Consider the following 21,482-nt stretch of genomic DNA (forward strand, 5'->3'; position numbering starts at 1 on the left):
CTTCCCCGGCGCAGGGCCTAAATGAGCAGGCCATTTCGCCAGTAAGCCGAGCCGATGAAACTGAGTATCTCCACCAAGCTGTTTATCGCCGTCCTGGCCAGCGTGCTGTTCGTGATTCTGAGCATGGGCCTGGCCACCAGCTGGAGTTTCACCCGGGGCTTTCTCGGCTACCTCAATGAACAGGCGCTGGAGCGCATGGAATCCGTGCAGCCGCGTATGGTTAGCGCCTGGCAGCGCGAAGGCAGTTGGGATTTTTTGCGACACAATCCAGAGCGCTGGTTTCAACTTATGCGGCCAGACGCAGGGGATGAACCCAAACGCGGCGACCTTAAAAACCCGTTGCCCTCGGACCTGACCGGCGCGCTGTTTCGCATTGCCCTGCTCGACCAGGATAAAAAGCGCGTCACCGGCTACCCCTCCATCGGCGACGATGCTCTGCTGCGGCCAATTGAAGTCAATGGCAAAACCGTCGGCTGGCTGGCCGTGACCCCGTTCCAGAGCGTGACCGAGGCCGGTGGCGAGCGTTTCCAGCAATACCAGTTGCAAACCAGTCTGGGCATGGGCGTGCTCTCGCTGCTGCTGGCCATGCTGATTGCCTGGTGGATCGTCCGCACCCTGCTCGACCCGGTCAAGCGCGTGGCTGCGGCCACCCACAAACTGGCCACCGGGGAATACAGCAACCGGGTAGCCGTATCGTCCAATGACGAAGTCGGCCAGTTGGCCCGCGACTTCAATCAACTGGCCTACACCCTTGAGCGCAACGAAAAAATGCGCCGCGAATTTATGGCCGATGTCTCCCACGAACTGCGCACGCCGCTGTCGATCCTGCGCGGCGAACTGGAGGCCATCGAGGACGGTGTGCGCACCCTTGATCACAGTTCGATGAAGTCACTGCAAGGCGAAGTCGGCATGCTCAGCAAACTGGTGGACGACCTGTATGAGCTGTCACTGGCCGATGTCGGTGCCCTGACCTACCGCAAAAGCCAATGCGACCTCAACGACCTGCTGCAGACCTCGGTGGCCATGTATCAGGAACGCTGCAAGGCGGCCGGCTTGCGGGTTGAGCTGCGCCTGCCATCCTGCGCCCTGCTGCTGGAAGCCGATGCCAAGCGCCTGCAACAGCTGTTTGGCAACCTGCTGGAAAACGCCGTGCGCTACACCGATGCCGGCGGCATGCTGCTGATCAGCGCCTCCATTGAAGATGAGCACATACTGGTCAGCTTTATGGACTCCGGCCCCGGCGTAGACCCGCAGCAACTGCCGCGGCTGTTCGAGCGCTTCTACCGCGGCGAAGCTTCGCGCAATCGCGCCAGTGGTGGCGCCGGCCTGGGACTGGCGATCTGTCACAGCATCGTACTGGCCCACGGCGGCAGCCTCACGGCCGACCACTCACCCCTGGGCGGCCTCTGGCTGAGCCTGCGCTTGCCACGCAAGGTGTAAAGCATGGACACGATTCTGATCGTTGAAGATGAGCCTAAACTGGCCGCATTGATGCATGACTACCTGACCCTCGCCGGGTACGCCGTGCATTGCCTGGACAACGGCCTGGACGTGGTGCCGTGGGTACGCAGCCATGCGCCACGGCTAATCCTGCTGGACCTGATGCTGCCCGGTCGCGACGGCCTGGAAATCTGCAAGGAGCTGCGGGATTTCAGCGCAATCCCGGTCATCATGATCACCGCTCGGGTAGAAGAAGTGGACCGCCTGCTGGGGCTGGATCTGGGCGCTGACGACTATATCTGCAAGCCGTTCAGCCCGCGTGAAGTGGTGGCCCGGGTCAAGGCCATCCTGCGCCGCAGCCCGCAGTTCGAGCAGGTGGCCCGGGCCCGCCTGCAGATCGACGAAGCGCAGTATCGCGCCTCGTTCGATGGCGTGGCGCTGGACCTGACCCCGGTTGAACTGCGCCTGCTCAACACCTTCGCCCGCGCCCCGGGGCGGGTATTTTCCCGCGACCAGTTGCTGGACAAACTCTACTCCGACCATCGCGTGGTCACTGACCGCACGGTGGACAGCCATATCCGCAACCTGCGGCGCAAACTGGCCCAGGCCAGCCCCGGGCAAGACCCGATCCAGTCGTTGTATGGCGTGGGCTACAAGCTGGAGTTGTAATGCCAGGGCCAACAATAAAGCGACTCAGCCGATCAGCGCTGACCACCGTGCTGACCACCGCCACCATGACCGCCACCACCGCCACCGCTACCGCCGCCTGGTGGCATAAACATCCAGCAGCCTGACAAGGCCGATACCGCCACCGCTACAACCATCGCTTTAACAACAGACTTCAATTTCATGACCGAACGCTCATTTTCAACAGGGAAAAAACGCCGCCCTTATACCAGTGCGAGCAAGGCTCGAAGCCAAGATTTACCCAACTTTACAGTCCTTGCACAACTGCCAAGCACCTGTAGCCGCTGATGAGCGGAGCGAGGCTGCGACGAGCATCGGGTGATTGTCAGCTACCCATTGAATATTCTGAAAAGGAACCGGCCTCAGGGGGCTATCGAGCAATCCGTCATTGCCGAGGGGTTCAGGAGTGAACCCTTCGCACTCCGGTTTCAATTGAAACTTTTCAACCCCAGATGCCCACGCAAGGTCGGATGCTCATAGGCGCTGCGCAGGTAACCGCGGCGTTGCAGGATCGGCACCACCGATTCGGTGAACTCGGTGAAAGTGCCGGGCAGGTAGGCAGGCGACACCACATAACCGTCGCAGGCACCCAACTCCAGCCAGTCGATCAATTGCTGCGCCACGCTCTCTGCGGTCCCCGCCAATTGCGGCACGCGGATACTGGCGGCCATGATCGCGCCGTATTCGCCCAGAGTAATGTCACGCTCCAGACGCAACTTTTGCGCGATCACGTCGGGGGTCGCCGAGTGCCGGGCGATATCCAGCAGGCGGGTGTCCAGCGGGAATTGGGTAAAGTCGAAATTGGACTGGGTCGACAGGGTGATAACCCCCAGTTCAGGGTTGGCCAATGCATTGTGCTCATCGCGCTTTTTGAGCGCTTCAGCTTCAGTGCCGCCAATAAATGGCATGACCGCCGTGAGGATTTTGCAATCAGCAGGATCACGGCCAATGGCGCGCATTTGCTGGTGGATATCCTGGCGGAATTCGAGCATGCGCTCTACCCGGCTGTTGATGCTGAAAATCACCTCGGCCCAGCGTGAACCAAACTGGCGACCCCGCCCCGAGGCTCCGGCCTGGATCAGCACCGGCTGGCCCTGTGGCACTCGCGGAATATTGAGCGGGCCTTCGCAGTCGAAGTAGGTGCCGCTGTGCTTGAAGGCATCGATCTTGCTCGGGTCGGCGAGGATGCCGCGCACCTTGTCCAGCACCAGCGCATCCGGCTGCCAGCTGTTCCACAGTTTGAGCACCAGTTCGACAAACTCATCGGCGCGGGCGTAGCGCTGATCGTGGGCCAGGTGCTGGGCATGGCCGAACAGACGCGCTTCGCTGTCGTTCATCGAGGTCACGATATTCCAGGCGCTGCGACCTCTGGAGATATGGTCCAGGGAGGCGATGGCCCGCGCCACATGGGGCGGTTGGTAGTAGGTGGTAGAGCGTGTCAGCCCCAGGCCAATATGCTTGGTGTGACCGGCCAGCAAGCTGAGAATCGGTAGCGGATCGAGCCGCGCCGCATCCTGCGCACCCAACTCGAAGGAACGCGCCCGGGATTGCCCGGCCTGATCGCCGACCGCCAGGCGATCAGCGAAAAACAACAGGTCAAAATAACCCTCTTCCAGGGTCTTGGCTATTTCGATGTAGTAGTCGGGGTCGAGAAAGTGGCTATGGGTTTGCGGGTGACGCCACACCGCGTGGCTATGTACCACGGGGCCCGAAAGCATAAACCCCGCCAGTGCCATTTGCTTGGCCATAAGATTTTCCTTGGTTGTCAGAGTGCGCGGTCAAACATGGGAGTGACGTCGTACGGCTTTTTCAGCAGTTTGGCGTCGTATAGAAAGTCAGAAGTGGCCTGGGCTTCGCTAACAATGGTGGGCGAGATCGGCAACACGATAATGGCGTCACGCTTGAACCAGGCCTTGGCGATTTCCGGGGAGGACTGGTTGGCCTTGGACCAGGCGGCAGCGTATTCATCAACATGGCTTTGGCTCCACTCCCGGGCGCGGGTCAGGCGCGCAACAAAGTCCTTGATGATCTCGCCCTTTTGCGCCAGCACCGGCTCATAGGCAACCACATAAGTCGGTGCGCTCATCAGCCCCTTGGCGTTGCGGATCAGGGTGCTGCCTTCTTTTTCCTGCAGCGACACATAGGGTTCCCACGTGCCGAAGGCATCGATATCGCCCTGGCTCAAGGCCATGCTGGCTTCCGCCGGCAACAGGAACTTGTAGTTCACGCTGTCACGTGGCACGCCTGCTTCATCCAGAGCCTTGAACATCATCTGCTGACTCCAGGAGCCGTTCCAGATCGCCACGGTCTTGCCTTTGAGGTCAGCCACCGAATGGATGCCCGGGCGGGCCACAATGCCGACACCGTTAAGGCTGGTCTGGGTGCTGGCCACGACTTTGACCGGGGCACCGTTGGCCGCCAGGCTGATCACCGGGGTATCGCCCACCACGCCAATATCCAGGGCGCCGCTGGCGACGGCCGAGGCTACCGGCGAACCGGTATTGAAGCGCTTGAAATCGATGGTATAGGGCAAATCTTTAAGCTCACCCGAGAGTTCGAGAACAATGCGGTTGGAGAAGAACTGATCGCCCACCACCAGGGTCTGCGGGGTAGCGGCGCAGGCGGGAGTGCCATGCAGCACCAGAGAGGCCAGACCCAACAGGCCGAGCAATTTTTGACGTGTTGTCATTAAGGATTCCTACAGAGTTAACAGCTGAATCAACCATCTGTAGGCATGCAGTCTGGCTTTGAGAAAAGAGGCTTTTTGAGTCGCCAAGCGTGGCGTTTTTAGAAGCTAGCGCAATAAAGACATAAGCAACCAATACTTTTAAGGCATATCCATAGAACCCTGTCCGGGTATTTGGTTAGCTGTTTTTGGTATTAAGCATTTGACCAATCTAGTATTAGGGTGGCTTCACCAGACCACTGGGCCTAACCGTATTTACTTCACTCATTTCAGCGCCAGCGCGCCTTTGAGCGCAGGCCCGGCAAGGTCAGACTGCATGCCTAATCCACAACTTGATATCTGGGGCAGCGCCCCAAGCGCCCGTTACGAACAACTGGCCGCTCCCTTTCGCCCGCTGTTTGCCCAAATCGGCGCACAAGCCGCCGAAGCTGATGGTTCGCGCAGCCACCTGGGCAAGGTGATCCAGCAACTGAACGCCCTGGGCTTGCCGCGCTGGCGTCTGCCGACCAGCTATGGCGGTCAGGACGCCACGCTGGTTGAGTTGCTCGCCCTGTTGACCGAATTGTCCGCAGCCGACTCCAACATCACCCAGGCCTTGCGCGGGCATTTTGGGTTCTGCGAAGAAGTGCTGGTGTCGAAAAATCTCGACTGGCAGGCCCGCTGGCTGGACACACTCAGCCAGGGCGTTTTACTGTCGCCGGGCAGTACCGAGGTGGGCACCCAGACCCGTGGCGAATTCGAAACCCGCATCCACCGGGCTGAAGACGGCTCGCTGCGTATCAGCGGGAAAAAGTTCTACACCACCGGCGCCCTTTACAGTGACCTGATCAACACCATCGGCACCGGTGACGATGGCACGTTGTACAGCGTAGTGGTCGATCTCAAGGCCCCCGGCGTACAAATCATTGATGACTGGAACGGCTTTGGTCAGCGCCTGACTGCCAGCGGCACCTGCATTTTCGACAACGTGCGAGTGAACGATGAACCCCGCGCCACCGACCAGCGTTTTGCCTATGGCCAATCGTTCTTCCAGATCTACCACCTGAGCACCCTGGCCGGCATCGCCCGCCGCGCCGCCTTGAGTGGTGCCGACGAACTGCACAGCCGCTCCAGAACCTTCTCTACGGGCAATGCCGACAGCGCCGCGCAGGACGTGCAATTGCTGCAAGTGATTGGCGAGGTGGCCAGCCAGGCCTATGCGGCACAGGCCATTGCCCGGTACGCGGCGCAGCGCCTGGAAAGCACCGCGCAATACACCATTGCCAGTGAGCAGCCGCTGACCCATGAAGACCCGCAGGTGGCACTGGCCGAACTGGAAGTGTGCCTGGCGGTCAACCCCGTGGTAGACGCCACCCTGGCCGCGACTACGGCGCTGTTCGATGCCCTGGGCGCCAGTGCCACCGCCAGCAACAAGGCACTGGACCGCCTGTGGCGCAACGCCCGCACCCTGGCCAACCACAATCCCCGGGTCTACAAGTCACGCATTGTCGGCAACTACCTGGTCAACGGCCTGGTGCCCCCTTCGCAGTGGCGGGTGGGGGTGGCCAAGGGCTGATTATTGCGCAGGCGCGGCTTTCAGCTCATTGCCACCCTTAACGGTAATGAGTTGGCTTGCGCTCGCCAGATAAAACCCGGGCAACTTGTAAACGCTCATCAAACAACTGTCGTGAAAAACAAATACAGAATGAGCCGCTGGTTTTTCCGACTACAAATCCTCTAACAGTCTGGAAGTTGACGCTTTCAGCCAGCTTGAGCATAACTTCGTCGCCCATTTAGGCAATTGCGATGTACACCCGTACGTGTACGCTCAACCCACTGCGATGAAGATAAAAACATGAGCACTCTTGTTAAAATCCTGGCGGGGTCAATCCTCGCTGTATCTATAGGCAGCGCGTTCGCAGCAACTGACACCGGTATTGAACACAACACCCGGAACTTCCTTAATGCATTGAATTCCAGTGGCGGCACACCCATCGAGAAGCTCTCGCCTGAAAATGCGCGTGCGGTGCTGGCGAGTGCCCAGTCGGGGGTAGAGCTGACTCTGCCCAAAGCCGATATCAGCCAAAAGACCATTTCCGTCGAGGGTCAGGATATCAACCTGACCATCGTGCGCCCGGCAGGCGTGAAAGGCATCTTGCCCGTGTTCATGTACTTCCACGGTGGCGGCTGGGTGCTGGGAGACTACCCGACCCACGAGCGCCTGATACGCGACCTGGTCGCGGGTTCCGGGGCAGTGGCGGTGTATGTTGACTACACCCCCTCCCCCGAAGCCAGGTACCCGACAGCCATCAACCAGGCCTACGCGGCAACCCAGTGGGTGGCCGAGCACGGCAGCGAAATCAATGTAGACGGCAAACGCCTGGCCGTTGCAGGCAACAGCGTGGGCGGCAATATGGCCGCTGTGGTCAGCCTGATGGCCAAAGACAAAGGCACACCGGCGATCAAATACCAGGTGCTGCTATGGCCAGTGACTGATGCCAACTTTGATACCGGATCCTACAAGCAATTTGCCGAGGGCCACTTTCTCACCCGCAACATGATGAAGTGGTTCTGGGACAACTACACCACCGACCCCAAGCAACGTGCCGACCTCTACGCCTCGCCACTTCGCGCATCGGTGGATCAGTTGAAGGGGCTGCCACCTGCACTGGTACAAACCGCCAGTGCCGATGTACTGCGTGACGAAGGCGAAGCCTACGCCCGCAAGCTGGATCAGGCAGGAGTACCGGTCACTGCGGTTCGCTATAACGGCATGATTCACGACTTTGGTCTTTTGAACGTGGTCAGCCAGGTACCTGCAGTACGCTCTGCCATGTTGCAAGCCTCGCAAGAACTCAAGGCACATTTGCAGTAACGCTGAATGCTGGCAATGGCATGAGCGGGCAACCAACCCCATCAGCGCTCACCAAAACTCCGTCTCGATCAGTCGGGCTTTTATAACCCATAAACAAATTGTTAATTGTCCAGAGCCGCTCCCCCGCAGAACATGACTGCCTGTCACGTCAATTCAGCACAAGGGAACCCTGCTCCATGCATAAGCACACTCGCGCACCGCAGCGCATTGCAATCCACCGCCTGGGCCTGCGCACGGCGGCGGCGGTAGCCATTACCCTGGCGACCCTGAGCGGTGCCCAGGCCGCCACCTCCACTACCGACACCATCAAGGCCTACAAATTGTGTACGGGTGCGGACAACGCCTCCCATGTTCTGCAAGGCCGTATCGACCAGAACATGCGCAACGACGTGACCGCCATCCATTTCAAGCAAAGCCCGGCGCATGCTTCCTATGACTGGCACAACGACCCGGAGCCGCAGTACGTCATCACGTTGTCGGGCACGCTGGCATTCGCGACCCGCAATGGCGAAAAATTCACCCTGCATCCGGGCGAAGTGCTGATCGCCGAAGACAACACCGGTACGGGGCATCGCTGGAGCATGGTCGATGACCAGCCTTGGCGCCGCGGCTACGTGGTGCTTAAACCCTCAGCCAAGGACTCGTTTATCCCCGACGACCCGGATGCTGCCAAGGTGTGTAGCGGTTCGTAGCAGCGAGCGAAAGGCTATTTGAAAAAATGGCTGGGGGTTTTGCCGAACTGCTTTTTGAACATGTTGGTGAACGCACTCGGACTTTCATACCCCAGTGAAAACGCCACATCGATAATCTTCTCCCCCACCGCCATGCGCTCAACCGCCAGCAGCAAACGCGCCTGCTGGCGCCACTGGCCGAAGGTCATGCCGGTCTCCTTGCGAAACAGGCGCTGGATGGTTTTTTCGTCGAGGCCCAGATGGGTACTCCAGTCAGCCAGCGTCGAACTGTCGGCGGGATTTTTTTGCAACCTGAGGCAAATATCGTTGATGCGATGATCGGCTGGCCGGGGCAGATGCAAGGGTAATGCGGGCAGTAGAGCCAACTCGTCCAGAATCAGCTGCATCACCCGACCTTCGCGGGTGTGCGCGGTATATGGCAGCTTCAGGCCCACGGCAACCTTGATCAACTCGCTCAACAGCGGCGAGATGCTCACGGCCCTTATCTCGGCAGGCAGGTCCACAAGTGCATCGGGTCGCACAAACACACTGCGCATTTTCAGCGGCCCCACACAGCGGATCGAATGAACCCTGCCGCTGGGCATCCACACCCCCCGATTGGAGGGAACGGTCCACTGGCTCGACTCGCTGTAAACCACCATGACACCTGCAATGGCATACAGCAGTTGATGCTTCTCATGAGTATGGGCCGGGATGATCCAGTCCTGAGGATAATCGGTCGCGCTGCCGATCACCGTCCAGTTGCTCCGATCGATCTCCAGCAAAAAATCATTGAGTGGTTTGATCGCGACGCCCCTTTTGCGATGGTTTGCTCCCTTATACAGCGAGACAGGCATGCAGGCGAATTCTAGGATAGCGTCGAGCATTGAGCTCGCACCCCTATCGCCCCGGAAGATTTGCCATGTCTACAACAACCGCATCCCCGGCCTCTGAGTCTGCGTCTGCGTCTGCGTCTGCGTCAGCCTCAGTTGCCCAACAAGCGAGCCCGCTGGTCATGAAGGTGATCGGCGCCTGCGCGCTGGCACATTTGATCAACGACCTGATCCAGGCCGTGCTTCCCTCGATCTATCCCATGCTCAAGGCCAACTATGGGCTCAGCTTTACCCAGGTGGGGCTGATTACCTTGACCTTCCAGCTGACAGCCTCCCTGCTGCAGCCCTGGGTGGGTTATCACACCGATCGCCACCCCAAACCCTGGCTGCTGCCGGCGGGCATGGTGTGCACCTTGATCGGCATCCTGCTGCTGGCCTTTGCCGCCAGCTTTGCGTCGATCCTGGTGGCCTCCGCCCTTGTCGGCATCGGCTCATCGACCTTCCACCCCGAGGCCTCCCGTGTAGCGCGACTGGCGTCAGGCGGGCGCTATGGCCTGGCCCAGTCAACCTTCCAGGTCGGCGGCAACGCCGGTAGCGCATTCGGCCCGCTGCTGGCTGCGGCCATCGTGATCCCTTATGGCCAGGGGCATGTCGCCTGGTTTGGCCTGTTTGCCGCCTTCGCCATCTTCGTGCTGTACGGCTTGAGCCGCTGGTATCGCAACCACCTGGCCCTGTTCAAGCTTAAACAGGGCAGCCAGGCGAGCCACGGCCTGTCCAAGGGACGAGTAACGTTTGCACTGGTAGTGCTCGCAATGCTGGTGTTCTCCAAATACTTCTACATGACCAGCTTTACCAGTTATTTCACGTTCTACCTTATCGAGAAATTTCACCTGTCAGTGGCCAGCTCTCAACTTTACCTGTTCTTGTTCCTCGGCTCAGTGGCAGCAGGTACCTTCTTTGGTGGCCCGATTGGCGACAGGATCGGGCGCAAAAAAGTCATCTGGTTCTCGATCCTGGGGGCAGCCCCTTTTACACTGGCCTTGCCTTATGTGGACCTGTTCTGGACAGGCGTATTGAGCATGGTTATTGGATTTATTCTGGCGTCGGCGTTCTCTGCCATCGTCGTCTATGCCCAGGAACTGGTACCCGGTAACGTCGGCATGATTGCCGGTGTGTTCTTCGGCTTGATGTTCGGTTTTGGCGGGATTGGCGCCGCGTTGCTGGGGCATCTGGCGGACATCCAGGGCATCGAGTATGTGTATGGACTCTGTTCCTACCTGCCGCTGCTGGGGGTATTGACCATCTTGCTGCCGAATACCAAAGGGGTTTAAGGGAGGGCCGCGCTGGGAAATCACTACCAGCCTGACGCAACGCATGCAATTAATGGGAGTCACGCAAGAGCTCGGGTTGGGCTCTTGGTGTTCCCTAAGTTAACTCTCAAAGGCTAAGAACCTGCCTTGGCTGAAAGCTTTGTGCTGGGTCTCGTAGTCAGCACTATTAAAATAGATAGTCTTGAATAGCTGTCGCACGAGAAAAAACGCCTTTCAATACCGCTCCGCTGAGGGCAGCACAAACGAAGTTAACAGTTATTAGATAGGCCCCAGTTACTTTCACACCATTTGAGTTTTAATCAGCACAAACTAGGAGGACATCTCCACCTCCCAAACCACCAATTATATGCTGACCATACCCTAACCCCATGGTTCTGCTATGCGCTCCACTTCTTCCAGGAATCGCAGTACTTCCACTGGGTCCCGTTCAACAACCCCTATATAATGCTCATACTCATTAACCAGTAGCGGATAGCCTATAACATGGCTAATTTTAAAAGCTTCAAAAAGACACTTATAATCAGGGCGCGTTTGCGTAATACAAAGCTGCCAGCCGGCTGGAATTCTAGCATCAACCAACTGAAACAGACTGCTCGGAGCCCAGAAAGGTGGTTGCTCAGGCACTCGAACTAAAAAATCCACTCGTTCAAAAACACACAGCAGACCATACACCACATAACTCCCACCAATACTTAAAGGGGAGTAGTCAGTTTGATCAACCTCACCCAAATAGCGCTCCTTGGCTGGAATAGCACTACCGAGATTAGCCTGACATAAGGCAAGCATAGTTTTACTCACTTAAATTTGAAATCATCAATGGCTCCAGTTATGGAGTTTCTTACATAGTGAATTTCGATTCCATTTATATTTTGGGCCGATTTCACCCAACCATCATTTGCCGGCCATCGGGGATCAGTCATTGGGACAGTCAGTGGGCGACCAGCAGCAGGGTTCGAAATAGCCTGCTCCATTGCAAGCTTTTCACTCAAGTTAGCAGGTGCAGACCTACCCGTCGAACCAAGACCTAAAGGTTTGTTCGCTAGCGTAGTTATTTCAGCGCCTTTTACCCCCCAAGACCCGAGGCGCCACAATATACCCGCGAGAGCCGCCCCTGTGAGCTCGCCGGCCATAAACATGCCCCAAGCCTCAACTAACTCACTAGCCGGTTGGACACCATCAAACCCTTGCCCTCGGGCCAACTCCAGTTGCGCCTGAGCTATTTCATCACCCGTAGCGCCCTTGCTTTGCATATCTGCTGCGAGGGTAGTTGCCGCTTGTCCATACTCAACCAAGCCAGGCGGCAGATGGTTAAGGAAGTTGTACTGCGTCAGGTTCTGCGCAATCCATTTGCCTTTCTCCAGCTTGCTGGCGTCCACATCATGTTGAGCGGCAGCCGCCAGCACACCAACGATCTGCGAACTCATGGTCAGCAGTTTTTCATCACCATTGACCAAGTCATTCAAGTGACCAACCAACACCTCGTTGGCACCTGCTGCCAAGGCACCGGTTTTAAAGTCTCCGCCCGTGGCTTCTGCCAGCAAACCTCCGACCATGGCCTGAATTGCGACCTTTGGCCCTGAGCCATCGGCAAACACACCCTGGGTGTAATCGCCAACAGCGTTGAAACTGGCCGCCGCCAAGGTGTTGAATAGCGCACTTTTCAAGGCATCGCTGACGTTGCCACCCTGCCCCAAGGCCTTGCTCAAGGCCAGGGAGGTGCCATTTTGCAGCGTCTGGTTGGCTGCAAATTGCCCAGCGCCTTTCCAGGTGTTGAGGGGGACATTGACCTTGCCTGTGCCCGTATTGGTTTTGCTTGCCGTCAAGTCGTCAAAATAGCCAGCCGTCACACCAGCGGTAACACCTGATATCGCATAGCCCTTCATCGCATCGGATGACGTGACGTCCTTGATCACCGCACCAAGATTTCCGCGATTATTGACGGTACTAACGGTGGCATTCGTTGCCGCGCCTGCGGTCACTGCTCCTGCAGCCGCTGACAGCCCAGCCGCGGTGCCCGCCGTCATTGTTCCGGCGGCAACCGCAGCCCCTGTCGCACCGGCCATGGCTCCCATCGCCATAGGCCCAATCACGGCCGCCATCACAATAGCGATAATGATCTGCGAAGCCGGACCCAGCCCCGAGTGGCTGTATTTGAAGCTGTCGTGGATTTCCTTGACCTGACGCCAATCCACATCGCCACGTTTTTCTGCATCCTTGAGCCAGGCCAGTTGAGGGTCAGCCTCGACCATCGCGTCGATGGACTGGCTGACCGATTGTTGGTCAACCTGTCTGATATCGATCTTCAGGCCATCAACAGCTTTGATCGCAATGCTGCCTTCGGCAATCATCTGGGTCTGACGTAAGGTTTCGTCGGTGTTGCCCTGGCCTTTGGATGAAACCCAAAATGCATTGTTGTTACTCTTTTCGTGACTCTCCTGATGCAAGTCTTTAACCGCCTCAAAAGTAACCGTCCCATCGCTATCGATCGCGATATCGTTACCGCTGTTGAGCCTGGCCCCTTGATAAAGCTGATCACCGCCACTGCTTAGGGTCAGGTCACCACCGGTCTTGATTTCGCTACCGATGTTTTTGATGTCGGTAACTTCATCTCGCTTGGTTTTCTTACTCCCCCAACCGCCCTTCTTTTTCATGTCATAAAACGAGTAGTTGCTGTCCTGCGCAGCCAACAGGCTCAACTCGTTATCAGCATGAAGATAGGCCTCGTTGCCTGCACTGATCTTGCTCGCCATCAGCGTCAGGTCTGTTCCCGCAATAGCTAGCAGGTCGCCACCGGCGCTCAGTTCGGCAGACTGCTGGGTCACCTGGTCCGACTGGGTGTTGGTCTTGGTTTTGCCTTTTTTCTCTTTGGCGTAATCATGGTTTTCGTTGGCAGCAGCGGCCAGGGTCAAGCTTTCCCCGGCTGTGACGCTCAAGTCTTTAGCAGCACTGACGGTGCTGGCGATTACGGCGATATCCCGCCGAGCATCGATGCTCAAGTCACCACCGATATCCACTGCCGAGGCGTGTTGTTGGATAGTTTGTTCGGTGCCGCTGCTGCGCCGGCGCTGGTAGTCGTAGCTGTCTTCTTCAGCCCTGCTGGCAATTACCACGTCGCGCCCGGCGACAATGGACGCATCGGCACCGGTTTTGAGGGTGCTGCCGATGCTCGCGATATCGCGCCCAGCGTTGAGTTTGAGGGTGTCCGTGGCTTCAAAGCGGGAGGCGTTGCTCACCACGTCATTGCGCAACTGATAGCCATCGCCTTCACGCTTGAAGGTGGTGACGGTGCGTTCGTTGAGAATGTCGCCGGTCAGCGCGGTTGCATCGATTTCGCGCCCCGCAATCACCCCGCCACGGCTGTTGCTGATGGAGTCGGTGGCGAGCATGTCCAGACGGTTGCCGGCCTGCATCAGGCCGCTGTTGTCGAGGGTGTTGGCCACCATGTTCAAGTTGTGCGTGGCCCGCAATGTGCCGCTGTTGTGCAGGTCAGTACCGGAGATCAGGCTGACATCCTGGCCCTGGATCAGCGCGCCGTTAGGGGCCAGGCGGTTGTTGGCCTGGGCCAGGTAAAGCACCGGGGTCAGGACTTTTTGGCCGTTAACCTGAGCCTCTTCCATCCACACAATATCGTGGGTCAGTGCCGCCACTTGTTCGGCGGTCAGGGAAACGCCAAGTTGAAGCTTCAGCGTGTCCTTGTATGAAATGGCGTTGTCCATCAGGTAGCGGAACAGCGCATCGTCGCTGGTAATCCCCTCGATGTAACGCTGACCGGTGCGGGCAACTACCGCTTCACGAATCAGCCGTTGCTCATAAAGCCCATCGCCCAGACGACGATGGGTTGCGTCCGGAGTCATACCCAGCTTGTCGAGCAGGTAGTCGGAACTCATGAACTGCTTGAGGTCGGTAAGTGCCGGGTTGGTTTCGATCAGATACTTGTGGCTATTATCCGCCGCAGGGGTTTCAGGCAGGCCTTGCACCCGAGTGACGCTGTGCGTATTGGTCTCCAGAACCAACGGCCCCTGACCATTCACCGTGGCTGTTACCGGCGGTGTATCGAGGGTAAAACCCCGTTCCTGGGCAGCGTTGTAGCCCAGTGTTTTTTCGCGGTCTTGCGCGGCAATTTGGCGGCCTGTGACGCTGAAATCGCCGCCACCTTTGGGAGCATTGTTCGCAGCGTCATCAGTGGCTTGCTGACCACTTAGCCGAAACAAGCCGTTTTGCCCGGTGGGGAGGCTAAATCCCGGCAAGGTCACCGGATTGACTTGCTGTTGTGCCAGATCGGGTGGCAGTTGCGCGGTGATCGCTGGCTTCACAGTCGAGGCAAATACATCGGAACTGGTGTTGTGGTTTCGCTCGGGATTGTTGATATCCGTGGCGTTCGGGCGGATGACGCTGTTGTTGAGTTGTTGCGCGGCATTGACCGCGACGGAGCCTGCCGCCTGGATAACCGCCTGGGCAATAACACTCCCCGAGGTCGGTACGACATAGGTGCTGGTCTCGATAAAGTTGCCGATACCGGCCATGACCTGAGCTACGGTCATGTCACCCGGGCGGTAGTTTGCCGAAGTTGGGTTGTTGTACTGGTTGAATTGGTCACGGCGGCTGATGAAGGTGTTGTAGAAACCACGATCACGGGTATACATCGCCGAATTCAGATGGCGTACCTCCCCTCCCGCAGCACCGGTGTTGTTCAGGACATCAGTGTTGATAAGGATGTTTTTTGCCGCCGATACCGAGCTGTAGAGGTTGTCGAAGGTTTGACTGCCCACTGTCAGATCCCCCCCTGCGTTAATAAACGCCGAGGCCGAACTGCCGGTTATCACATCTTCATAGCGCTCTACCGAGGTGAAACTGAGCGAGCAGCCTTTACCCTTGCAGAAATCGTTGGAGTAGACGTTGATGTTGCCCGATACCAGTTTCTTTTCTGTACTGAATTGATCGCGGCGGTTACTCAGGCTGCCCGCCAGCAGACGCATATCGCCGATGCTTTCCAGGGTGCCGGAAATATTTTCGATCAGGGCACTGCGGCCGTTCGCGTCATCACGTGCGATGTCCAGGCCACCCAGGCTGTAGACATCGCCGAAGCGGTTGCTGAAGTCATTGACCCGCACCGTCATGTCGTTGCCGCTGAAAATCAGGCCTTGGTCGTTGCCCAGGTGAACAGCGTTCAACCGCACCTTTTCGGCACCACCCAGGGTGCCGTAGTTGTTCAATTTACTGGCGTTGACCGTCAGGTCGCCTGCCGATGTCAGGCGGCCATGGTTGTTCAAGGTCGTGCTGTTGATGTGGGTAGTGGCGCCACTGGCAATGCGGGCGGTGTCGCCCAGGTTCATGCTGGAGCTGGCAAGGTGCATGTCGCCCAGACTGCTGATGCGACCGTTGCCGCTGTAGTCACCGGTAAGGGTCAGCTCAAGGCTACCGTCACTGGCCAGGAGACCTTCGTTGATCCAGGTGTCACCTTTGCCGCTCAAACGTTGCGAGCCCAGCAACTGACCGCTGGCTGTCTGAGTGAACTGACCGATATCAAGGTTCAGGCGACCGGCCTGGATGACACTGCTGTTGGTCCAGCTCGCCGCCTTGATATCCAGCTGGCCATTGGTCACGAAGCTGCCGCCCGCGCGGGTGACTTGATCTGAAGCCAGGTCAAATTTACCGCTGCCGCTGTGCAGGACGCGACCACCGTTGTTGTCCAGCGCTGATGCTTGCAGGTTGAGGTATGGGTTGGTGCTTTCGAGCACACCAAAACGATTATCCAGCTGGCCCGAAGCGCTGATGTACGAGGTGCCCGTGCGCCCCATGGCCCGCAAGGTGCCGTTTACGTTGCTGATATCACGCGCGGCTAGACGCAACGTTTCATCGCTTTCGATCAAGCCGAAACTATTGCTCAAAGATCCCGCAAGACTGAACTCGATGTCCTTCGCACCGACTTTTCCTCCGTTTCCTTCAGTTGTCCCTTGGTTGTCGAAGTGCTCAGCCGTGACTTTGAGCCGGGTATCGGCATAGATACCACCGCCCTGATTATTGAACGTACTGGTAACAATGCGGTTTTCGCCGCCCAGTGCAGATAAGTGCCCCATCTGATTGAGCAGTCCGCCTGTGGCGTCGATATCCAGGGATTGCGCCTGGGTGATCCCACCGCTGTTGTCGAACAAGCCGGTGACCAGTTTTATCCAGCCCTTGTTGCTGTTGAGCACACCGCCTGCATCGTTGGCGATACTGGCCGCTTCAAGGTTCACATTGGCGCTCAGGCTGTCGACCTTGCCGCCCTGGTTATTCAAGGCATCACCAAGGTGCAGACTATTATCGGCCTGGCTTTGCAGCGTGCCTTGCTGGTTGTTGAGGGCGCGGGCAGCCAGGTCGAGTCGACCTTTTTGACTGAAGATCAAACCGGCCTGCTGGTTGTGTACATCACCAGCCAACAGTTTGATAACCAGGTCTTTCTGGCTGGCCAGGGTGCCTTGGTCGCGGTTGTCCAGATCACCGTTGGTGAGAGTCAGATCAAGCTGATCCTGGCTGGCCAGTTGACCGCCACGGTTATCCAGACTGGCCGCATTGAGCAGCAGGGCCGCACCACTGGCCAAGCGCGCGTTATTGGCGTTGATCAATGCACCGCTCAAGGTGCCTTTGAGGGTTCCCTGGCTGATCAGTTGCCCAGCGCTGTTGTCCACGCTCCGACCTGTGAGGGTGATATTGGCAGCGTTGACTTTGCCGTTACGGTTGCTCAGTTCAGTCCGCACGTGGTTGAAATCCAGATCTCTTGCGGACGAAATCAAACCGTCATTACTGTTGTCCAGACCACCCGCGATGCTGAGCGTTAGGTCATCCTGGCCCGAAATAATGCCCTGGTTGATATTCAGGCTCGCGGCACTGACATGTTGCTTGCCCTGGCTGACCAGCGCGCCCGCGTCGTGGTTATCCAAAGCATCTGTGAGGACAACCTGCAGGGTGCCGTCCTTGCTCGACAGGGTGCCTTGGACGCTGTTGTCCAAGCTGTCGCCAATCACCTTCAGGCCATTCCAGCCGGAGATCAAGCCGTGGTCGGAGTTGACCACATGCCCAGCCTCAAGGCGCAATTGGTCGGTGCTGAGGATGACGCCGCGATCACCGTTATCGATGTGTTTGGCCCCCAGGGTGAATGCGTTCTGACTGGAGATTTCCCCGTGTTCACGGTTGGTCAGGGCGACCAGACGTGCAAAGGTCAGCGGGCCGTTGGCCCTGATCAAACCACCCCTGTTGTCCAGATCCCCGCCTTGCAGGTCAATGGCCACGGCACGCTCGCCGACCAGGCGACCCTGGCGCTGAATCAACTGTTGAACGGTGAGTTCCAGGTCGCCCTTGGCCGAGATTTCCCCGCCCTGGCTTGAGGTCACGTGTTGACCCGCTAAAGCAAGATCGCCTTGGCTGTTGATCAGGCCTGCGCTGTTTTCAAGGTCAGCGGTGGTCAGATTCAACGCCCGCTGGCTGCCGATTACCCCTTCACGGTTATCCACGTTGCCAGCCGTGACAATCATGGAGCCATCGCTGGCTAAACTGCCGCCCTGGCGATTGTCCAGCGCTCCCGTGTTGAGGGTCTGGTGGGCACCGGCGAAGAGTCGTCCCTTGTCGCTGTTGTTCAATGACCCGGAGGCCACTTCAAGTGTGGTCGCGGCCGTGATCAGGCCTTGGTTGCGATTGTCCAGAACCCCCTCAACCTTGAGGTTGAGGTCGCCATGACTGGCGAGCGCCCCACCGGACCGGTTGTCCAGGCTGGCGGTCGCCACTTGTAATACGTTCTGCGCCGACAGCACCCCTTTGACACTGTTATCCAGTACATGGGCCACGTGCAGTTGAAGGCTATCGGCACTGATGACCTTGCCGCCTCGGTTGTTCAGCGAATCTGCCGCCAGCACAAATGACTGCGTGCTGGAAATCTCGCCGCCCTGGCTGTTGTCGACCACGCCCAAGTTGCTTAGCAGCAACTGCCCTGGTGTCGCAATCAATCCTCGGTTGCGGTTGATCAAAACCCCATGATTGAGGTTCAGATTGATGCCCGTGTTGCTGACCAGTTCGCCCCGATCGTGTTGATCCAGTCCGGTCAGCGTTGCGTTAACCGTGGACTTGGCGAAGATCGAACCTTGCTGGCTGTTGTTCAGTTGACCGCCATCAAGGGTGATCCCGGCGTCACTTTTAATACTGCCTTGCTGACTGTTGTCCAGGTTCGCGCTGAGGATATCAATGCTGTTTCTGGCACTGATGACACCGCCCTGGCTGTTGTCAAGGTCGCCGCTGTACAGGCTGGCCGTACCATCCACCAGCAGTTTTCCGGCCTGATTATTCAGTAGGCCTTGAGTGGTGACCGATAACGCATTGGCGGCGGAGAGAATGCCGCCCTGGCTATTATCCAAATTGGCGGCGTTTACTGTCAGGGTTCCCTCACTAACAAGTTCGCCCTGGAAATGGTTAAGCAGATCCTCAGTCAAATTGACTTGAATATTTTTTTGGCTGGTGAGGCGTCCACCCGAGCTGTTATCCAGCTGGCCACCGTTCAATACCAGCCCTTCGCGACCTGCCAGCAGCCCTTTGTTCTGATTGAGAAGCCGTTGCACCGTCAGGTTCAGGCCGCTGTCGGCAATCACTTTACCGCCACTGTTATTCAGAAAATCAGCAGCCAGCAGTACCTTGGCCTGGCTGGAAATCTCGCCTCGCTGATTGAGCAGAGTTTGGCCGTGCAGGGCCACGCCTTTATCAGCGGCGATCAGGCCGCCGTTGCGGTTGTCCAGCGTGGTGGTTTTGAGTGCCAGTGCACCTTCGCTGACCAGCTCACCACCTTGTTGATTCAGGACACCAACCGTGAGCTGCAGACCGCCCTTGGCACTGATCCGCCCGGCGCCGTTTTCGATCTGGTTGGCATTGAGGGCCAAAAGACCCTCGCTGCTCAGTTTGCCGCCGGTGTTATCCAGACGGTCCAACTCAACACGGCCACCTGCCTTGCTGCTGATAACGCCTTTTTGGCTGTTATCAATGCGGCCACCCCTCAGGGTCAGTGCTCCATCAGCGATCACCAGGCCTGCGTGATTGACCAGGGCATCGCTGTGCAACGTCAGGCCTGTTTTGCTGGAGATCAGTCCTGCCTGGGAGTTGTACAACTGACCAGTCGTGATCTGTTGAGCCCCCTGACTGACCAGATTGCCTTTGTTGCGGTTGTCGAGCAGACCGGTGATGGATGCGGTCAAGCCGACCTGGCTGGACAAAGAACCTTGGCCACTGTTATCCAGGCTGGCGGCCTGAACTGTCAGCCAGTCAACAGCAGAAAAAATGCCGAGACGATTATCGATTGCGCCGCTGGCCGTCACGTTAAGGTTGCTGCCCAACAACGTGCCTGAGCGGTTGTCCAGGGTCGTGGTGGTGATACGGGTTTGGCTGGCCGATAGTTCACCCGACCGGTTGCTCAGGTGTCCGGCCGTCACGCTGGCCCGTCCGCTACTGGCGATCAGGCCCTTGTCGTTGGTCAGTTGACCAGCGTTGAGTTTCAAGTCGTTGAGGCCAATCACTCGGCCATTTTGGTTTTCCAGAGCCGTCAGTACCGTGACGTCTGCGCTGTTAGTGCTGTGCAGCAAGCCATCGGCTCGGTTGTCCAGGCGGGTAGCGTTGACGTTGAGTGTGTCAGTGCCGAGGATGCGGCCCCCACGGTTATCGAGGTGACCGGCAGTGACCGATGTTTTCGGGCCGCTTAACGTACCCGTTTGGTTGTCCAGCGTTTGTGTGGCGGCCACCGTCAAGGCACGACTGGCAACTATGCTATTGGTATTGCTTAGATTGGCTGCTGAAAGGCTGATATCACCTGTGGTATTGCGGGTGTTGTCTGCGTTGACCCCGGCTTCGATGATGCCGTTATTGGTCAACTGGCCACCACTGCTGAGGGTAATGCTGTCCCGTGCGGCGAGGCTTTTTTGGTTGTTCAGTGCCGTTGTGGTTTGTACATCAAGCCGAGTGCCAGCATCGACCGGGCCCTGGGCATCGAGGCTCGCCGCTTTGACATTGATAGCCCCACTTGCCGAGGCTTGGGCCATGCGCAAATGCCCATTGGCGTCGAGCACAATATCGCCACCACTGGCCGCCAGGGTGCCGTCCAGCTTCACGCCGACACCCGCTTGCGTACCTACCAGCTTGATAGCACCTGCATACATGCCGCCCAGTACAGATGAATCGATGGCCAATTCAGGTTTTGCACTGCCGTCGTCGACCCGAGCGGTGATGGCAAGAGTCTGGGCACTGACGTCATTACGCCCGGCAATGACGGTCAAATTGCGTGCATTGATCTGCGCATTGATTCTGGCTGTGCGGGTAATGATTTCGAAGCTGTCAACGTTGCTCGCGTTCAAGCCCTGACCGTCGATGGTCACGGCGCCGCCATCCACCTGATAACGATCCAGGTGGCCGTTATCCCGGACGGGCTTGCCGGTGCTCAGGGTGACGCTAGGGGTGTTGATAAAACCGCAGCCATTACAGGTAATGCCGTAGGGGTTGGCCACGATCACCTTGGCCGACTGCCCCGCCACTTCGGTATAGCCGCGCAGCTGGCTGGGGCTGCCGCCGCTGACTTCGTTGAGGATGATGTTGGCAGCATTGCCATGCAGGTTCGGGTTGCCGAGGATGATGCCGCCCAGTTGTGTCGACTGGGTGCGATCGGTGGCGTTGTTGAGGATCAGGCCATTGGCACCGACGTTGTAATCATTGAACTGGTTATGCGACAGCCCGCTGCCATTGGGTGCTGCAATATTGATGATCGGGACGCCATTACCCGCTGTTTGCAGACTGGTGCCTGGCCCGCTGACGACGATACCTTCGGCCTGCACCAGCAGTGGCTGCCAGAACATCGCGTTGGCCAGAATAAAGGCCAGGCCACGCTTGGGCATGCCCAGGAAGGATTCTCGGGGTTGCAGGGCCGCGGAGGGCTGGCGAGCCAAAAAGGCCAGGTGACGGTCGTCCATGTCAGTTTCT

The 21,482-nt window shown here is 58.0% G+C and carries 13 protein-coding genes; 6 read left to right on the plus strand and 7 right to left on the minus strand.

Annotated elements, in window-relative coordinates:
• The first annotated feature begins 54 nt into the window (after window positions 1-54).
• Window positions 55-1,440 carry an ATP-binding protein gene (locus V6L81_RS19805; protein WP_338660281.1) on the plus strand — a complete coding sequence of 462 codons (1,386 nt, stop codon included), beginning with the start codon at window positions 55-57 and terminating at the stop codon, window positions 1,438-1,440.
• 3 nt (window positions 1,441-1,443) lie between these two features.
• The gene (locus V6L81_RS19810; RefSeq protein ID WP_095001750.1) at window positions 1,444-2,109 is read left to right on the plus strand and encodes a response regulator; all 666 of its coding nucleotides are present in this window, start codon (window positions 1,444-1,446) and stop codon (window positions 2,107-2,109) included.
• 32 nt (window positions 2,110-2,141) lie between these two features.
• On the opposite strand, the gene V6L81_RS19815 is transcribed toward V6L81_RS19810, so the two are convergent.
• From V6L81_RS19815 to V6L81_RS19825, 3 genes are all read right to left on the minus strand, one after another.
• The gene (locus tag V6L81_RS19815; protein WP_296302722.1) at window positions 2,142-2,291 is read right to left on the minus strand and encodes a hypothetical protein; all 150 of its coding nucleotides are present in this window, start codon (window positions 2,289-2,291) and stop codon (window positions 2,142-2,144) included.
• Window positions 2,292-2,555: 264 nt separating this feature from the next.
• Window positions 2,556-3,875, minus strand: a complete 1,320-nt coding sequence (locus V6L81_RS19820; RefSeq protein ID WP_338660282.1) for an LLM class flavin-dependent oxidoreductase — start codon at window positions 3,873-3,875, stop codon at window positions 2,556-2,558.
• Between the two features lie 17 nt (window positions 3,876-3,892).
• The gene (locus V6L81_RS19825) at window positions 3,893-4,816 is read right to left on the minus strand and encodes an ABC transporter substrate-binding protein (RefSeq protein WP_218722837.1); all 924 of its coding nucleotides are present in this window, start codon (window positions 4,814-4,816) and stop codon (window positions 3,893-3,895) included.
• A 313-nt stretch (window positions 4,817-5,129) separates the two neighbouring features.
• Here V6L81_RS19825 and V6L81_RS19830 point away from each other — a divergent pair, with 313 nt between their 5' ends.
• Window positions 5,130-6,368 (plus strand): acyl-CoA dehydrogenase family protein, encoded by a 1,239-nt coding sequence (locus V6L81_RS19830; RefSeq protein ID WP_138738467.1) that lies wholly within the window; start codon window positions 5,130-5,132, stop codon window positions 6,366-6,368.
• Window positions 6,369-6,405: 37 nt separating this feature from the next.
• Here V6L81_RS19830 and V6L81_RS19835 read toward each other — a convergent pair whose 3' ends face one another.
• Entirely contained in the window at window positions 6,406-6,585 is a 180-nt protein-coding gene (locus V6L81_RS19835; RefSeq protein WP_143518471.1) for a hypothetical protein, read from the minus strand.
• A gap of 62 nt (window positions 6,586-6,647) precedes the next feature.
• Between V6L81_RS19835 and V6L81_RS19840 the strand changes: the two genes are divergently transcribed.
• Both V6L81_RS19840 and V6L81_RS19845 read left to right on the plus strand, forming a co-directional pair.
• Window positions 6,648-7,667, plus strand: a complete 1,020-nt coding sequence (locus tag V6L81_RS19840; protein ID WP_095026557.1) for an alpha/beta hydrolase — start codon at window positions 6,648-6,650, stop codon at window positions 7,665-7,667.
• Window positions 7,668-7,843: 176 nt separating this feature from the next.
• Window positions 7,844-8,359 carry a cupin domain-containing protein gene (locus V6L81_RS19845; protein WP_338660283.1) on the plus strand — a complete coding sequence of 172 codons (516 nt, stop codon included), beginning with the start codon at window positions 7,844-7,846 and terminating at the stop codon, window positions 8,357-8,359.
• Window positions 8,360-8,373: 14 nt separating this feature from the next.
• On the opposite strand, the gene V6L81_RS19850 is transcribed toward V6L81_RS19845, so the two are convergent.
• Complete coding sequence (locus tag V6L81_RS19850; RefSeq protein ID WP_095001756.1) at window positions 8,374-9,195, minus strand: helix-turn-helix domain-containing protein; 822 nt, start codon at window positions 9,193-9,195, stop codon at window positions 8,374-8,376.
• 65 nt (window positions 9,196-9,260) lie between these two features.
• Here V6L81_RS19850 and V6L81_RS19855 point away from each other — a divergent pair, with 65 nt between their 5' ends.
• Window positions 9,261-10,502, plus strand: coding sequence for an MFS transporter (locus tag V6L81_RS19855; protein ID WP_338660284.1), 1,242 nt, complete (start codon window positions 9,261-9,263; stop codon window positions 10,500-10,502).
• Between the two features lie 360 nt (window positions 10,503-10,862).
• On the opposite strand, the gene V6L81_RS19860 is transcribed toward V6L81_RS19855, so the two are convergent.
• Together V6L81_RS19860 and V6L81_RS19865 are read right to left on the minus strand one after the other, a co-directional pair.
• A complete protein-coding gene (locus V6L81_RS19860) occupies window positions 10,863-11,288 on the minus strand; it encodes a hypothetical protein (protein WP_143518580.1) in 426 nt (141 codons plus the stop codon).
• 8 nt (window positions 11,289-11,296) lie between these two features.
• Window positions 11,297-21,472: a DUF637 domain-containing protein gene (locus V6L81_RS19865; protein ID WP_338660285.1), complete on the minus strand. Its 10,176-nt coding sequence runs from the start codon at window positions 21,470-21,472 to the stop codon at window positions 11,297-11,299.
• Window positions 21,473-21,482 lie beyond the last annotated feature (10 nt).

Source organism: Pseudomonas bubulae, from assembly GCF_037023725.1.
Classification (GTDB): Bacteria; Pseudomonadota; Gammaproteobacteria; order Pseudomonadales; family Pseudomonadaceae; genus Aquipseudomonas; species Aquipseudomonas bubulae.

Coding starts and splice junctions, on each gene's coding strand:
- V6L81_RS19805 (WP_338660281.1), top strand. CDS start 55: ATGAAACTGAGTATCTCCACCAAGCTGTTTATCGCCGTCCTGGCCAGC.
- V6L81_RS19810 (WP_095001750.1), top strand. CDS start 1,444: ATGGACACGATTCTGATCGTTGAAGATGAGCCTAAACTGGCCGCATTG.
- V6L81_RS19815 (WP_296302722.1), bottom strand. CDS start 2,291: ATGAAATTGAAGTCTGTTGTTAAAGCGATGGTTGTAGCGGTGGCGGTA.
- V6L81_RS19820 (WP_338660282.1), bottom strand. CDS start 3,875: ATGGCCAAGCAAATGGCACTGGCGGGGTTTATGCTTTCGGGCCCCGTG.
- V6L81_RS19825 (WP_218722837.1), bottom strand. CDS start 4,816: ATGACAACACGTCAAAAATTGCTCGGCCTGTTGGGTCTGGCCTCTCTG.
- V6L81_RS19830 (WP_138738467.1), top strand. CDS start 5,130: ATGCCTAATCCACAACTTGATATCTGGGGCAGCGCCCCAAGCGCCCGT.
- V6L81_RS19835 (WP_143518471.1), bottom strand. CDS start 6,585: ATGGGCGACGAAGTTATGCTCAAGCTGGCTGAAAGCGTCAACTTCCAG.
- V6L81_RS19840 (WP_095026557.1), top strand. CDS start 6,648: ATGAGCACTCTTGTTAAAATCCTGGCGGGGTCAATCCTCGCTGTATCT.
- V6L81_RS19845 (WP_338660283.1), top strand. CDS start 7,844: ATGCATAAGCACACTCGCGCACCGCAGCGCATTGCAATCCACCGCCTG.
- V6L81_RS19850 (WP_095001756.1), bottom strand. CDS start 9,195: ATGCCTGTCTCGCTGTATAAGGGAGCAAACCATCGCAAAAGGGGCGTC.
- V6L81_RS19855 (WP_338660284.1), top strand. CDS start 9,261: ATGTCTACAACAACCGCATCCCCGGCCTCTGAGTCTGCGTCTGCGTCT.
- V6L81_RS19860 (WP_143518580.1), bottom strand. CDS start 11,288: ATGCTTGCCTTATGTCAGGCTAATCTCGGTAGTGCTATTCCAGCCAAG.
- V6L81_RS19865 (WP_338660285.1), bottom strand. CDS start 21,472: ATGGACGACCGTCACCTGGCCTTTTTGGCTCGCCAGCCCTCCGCGGCC.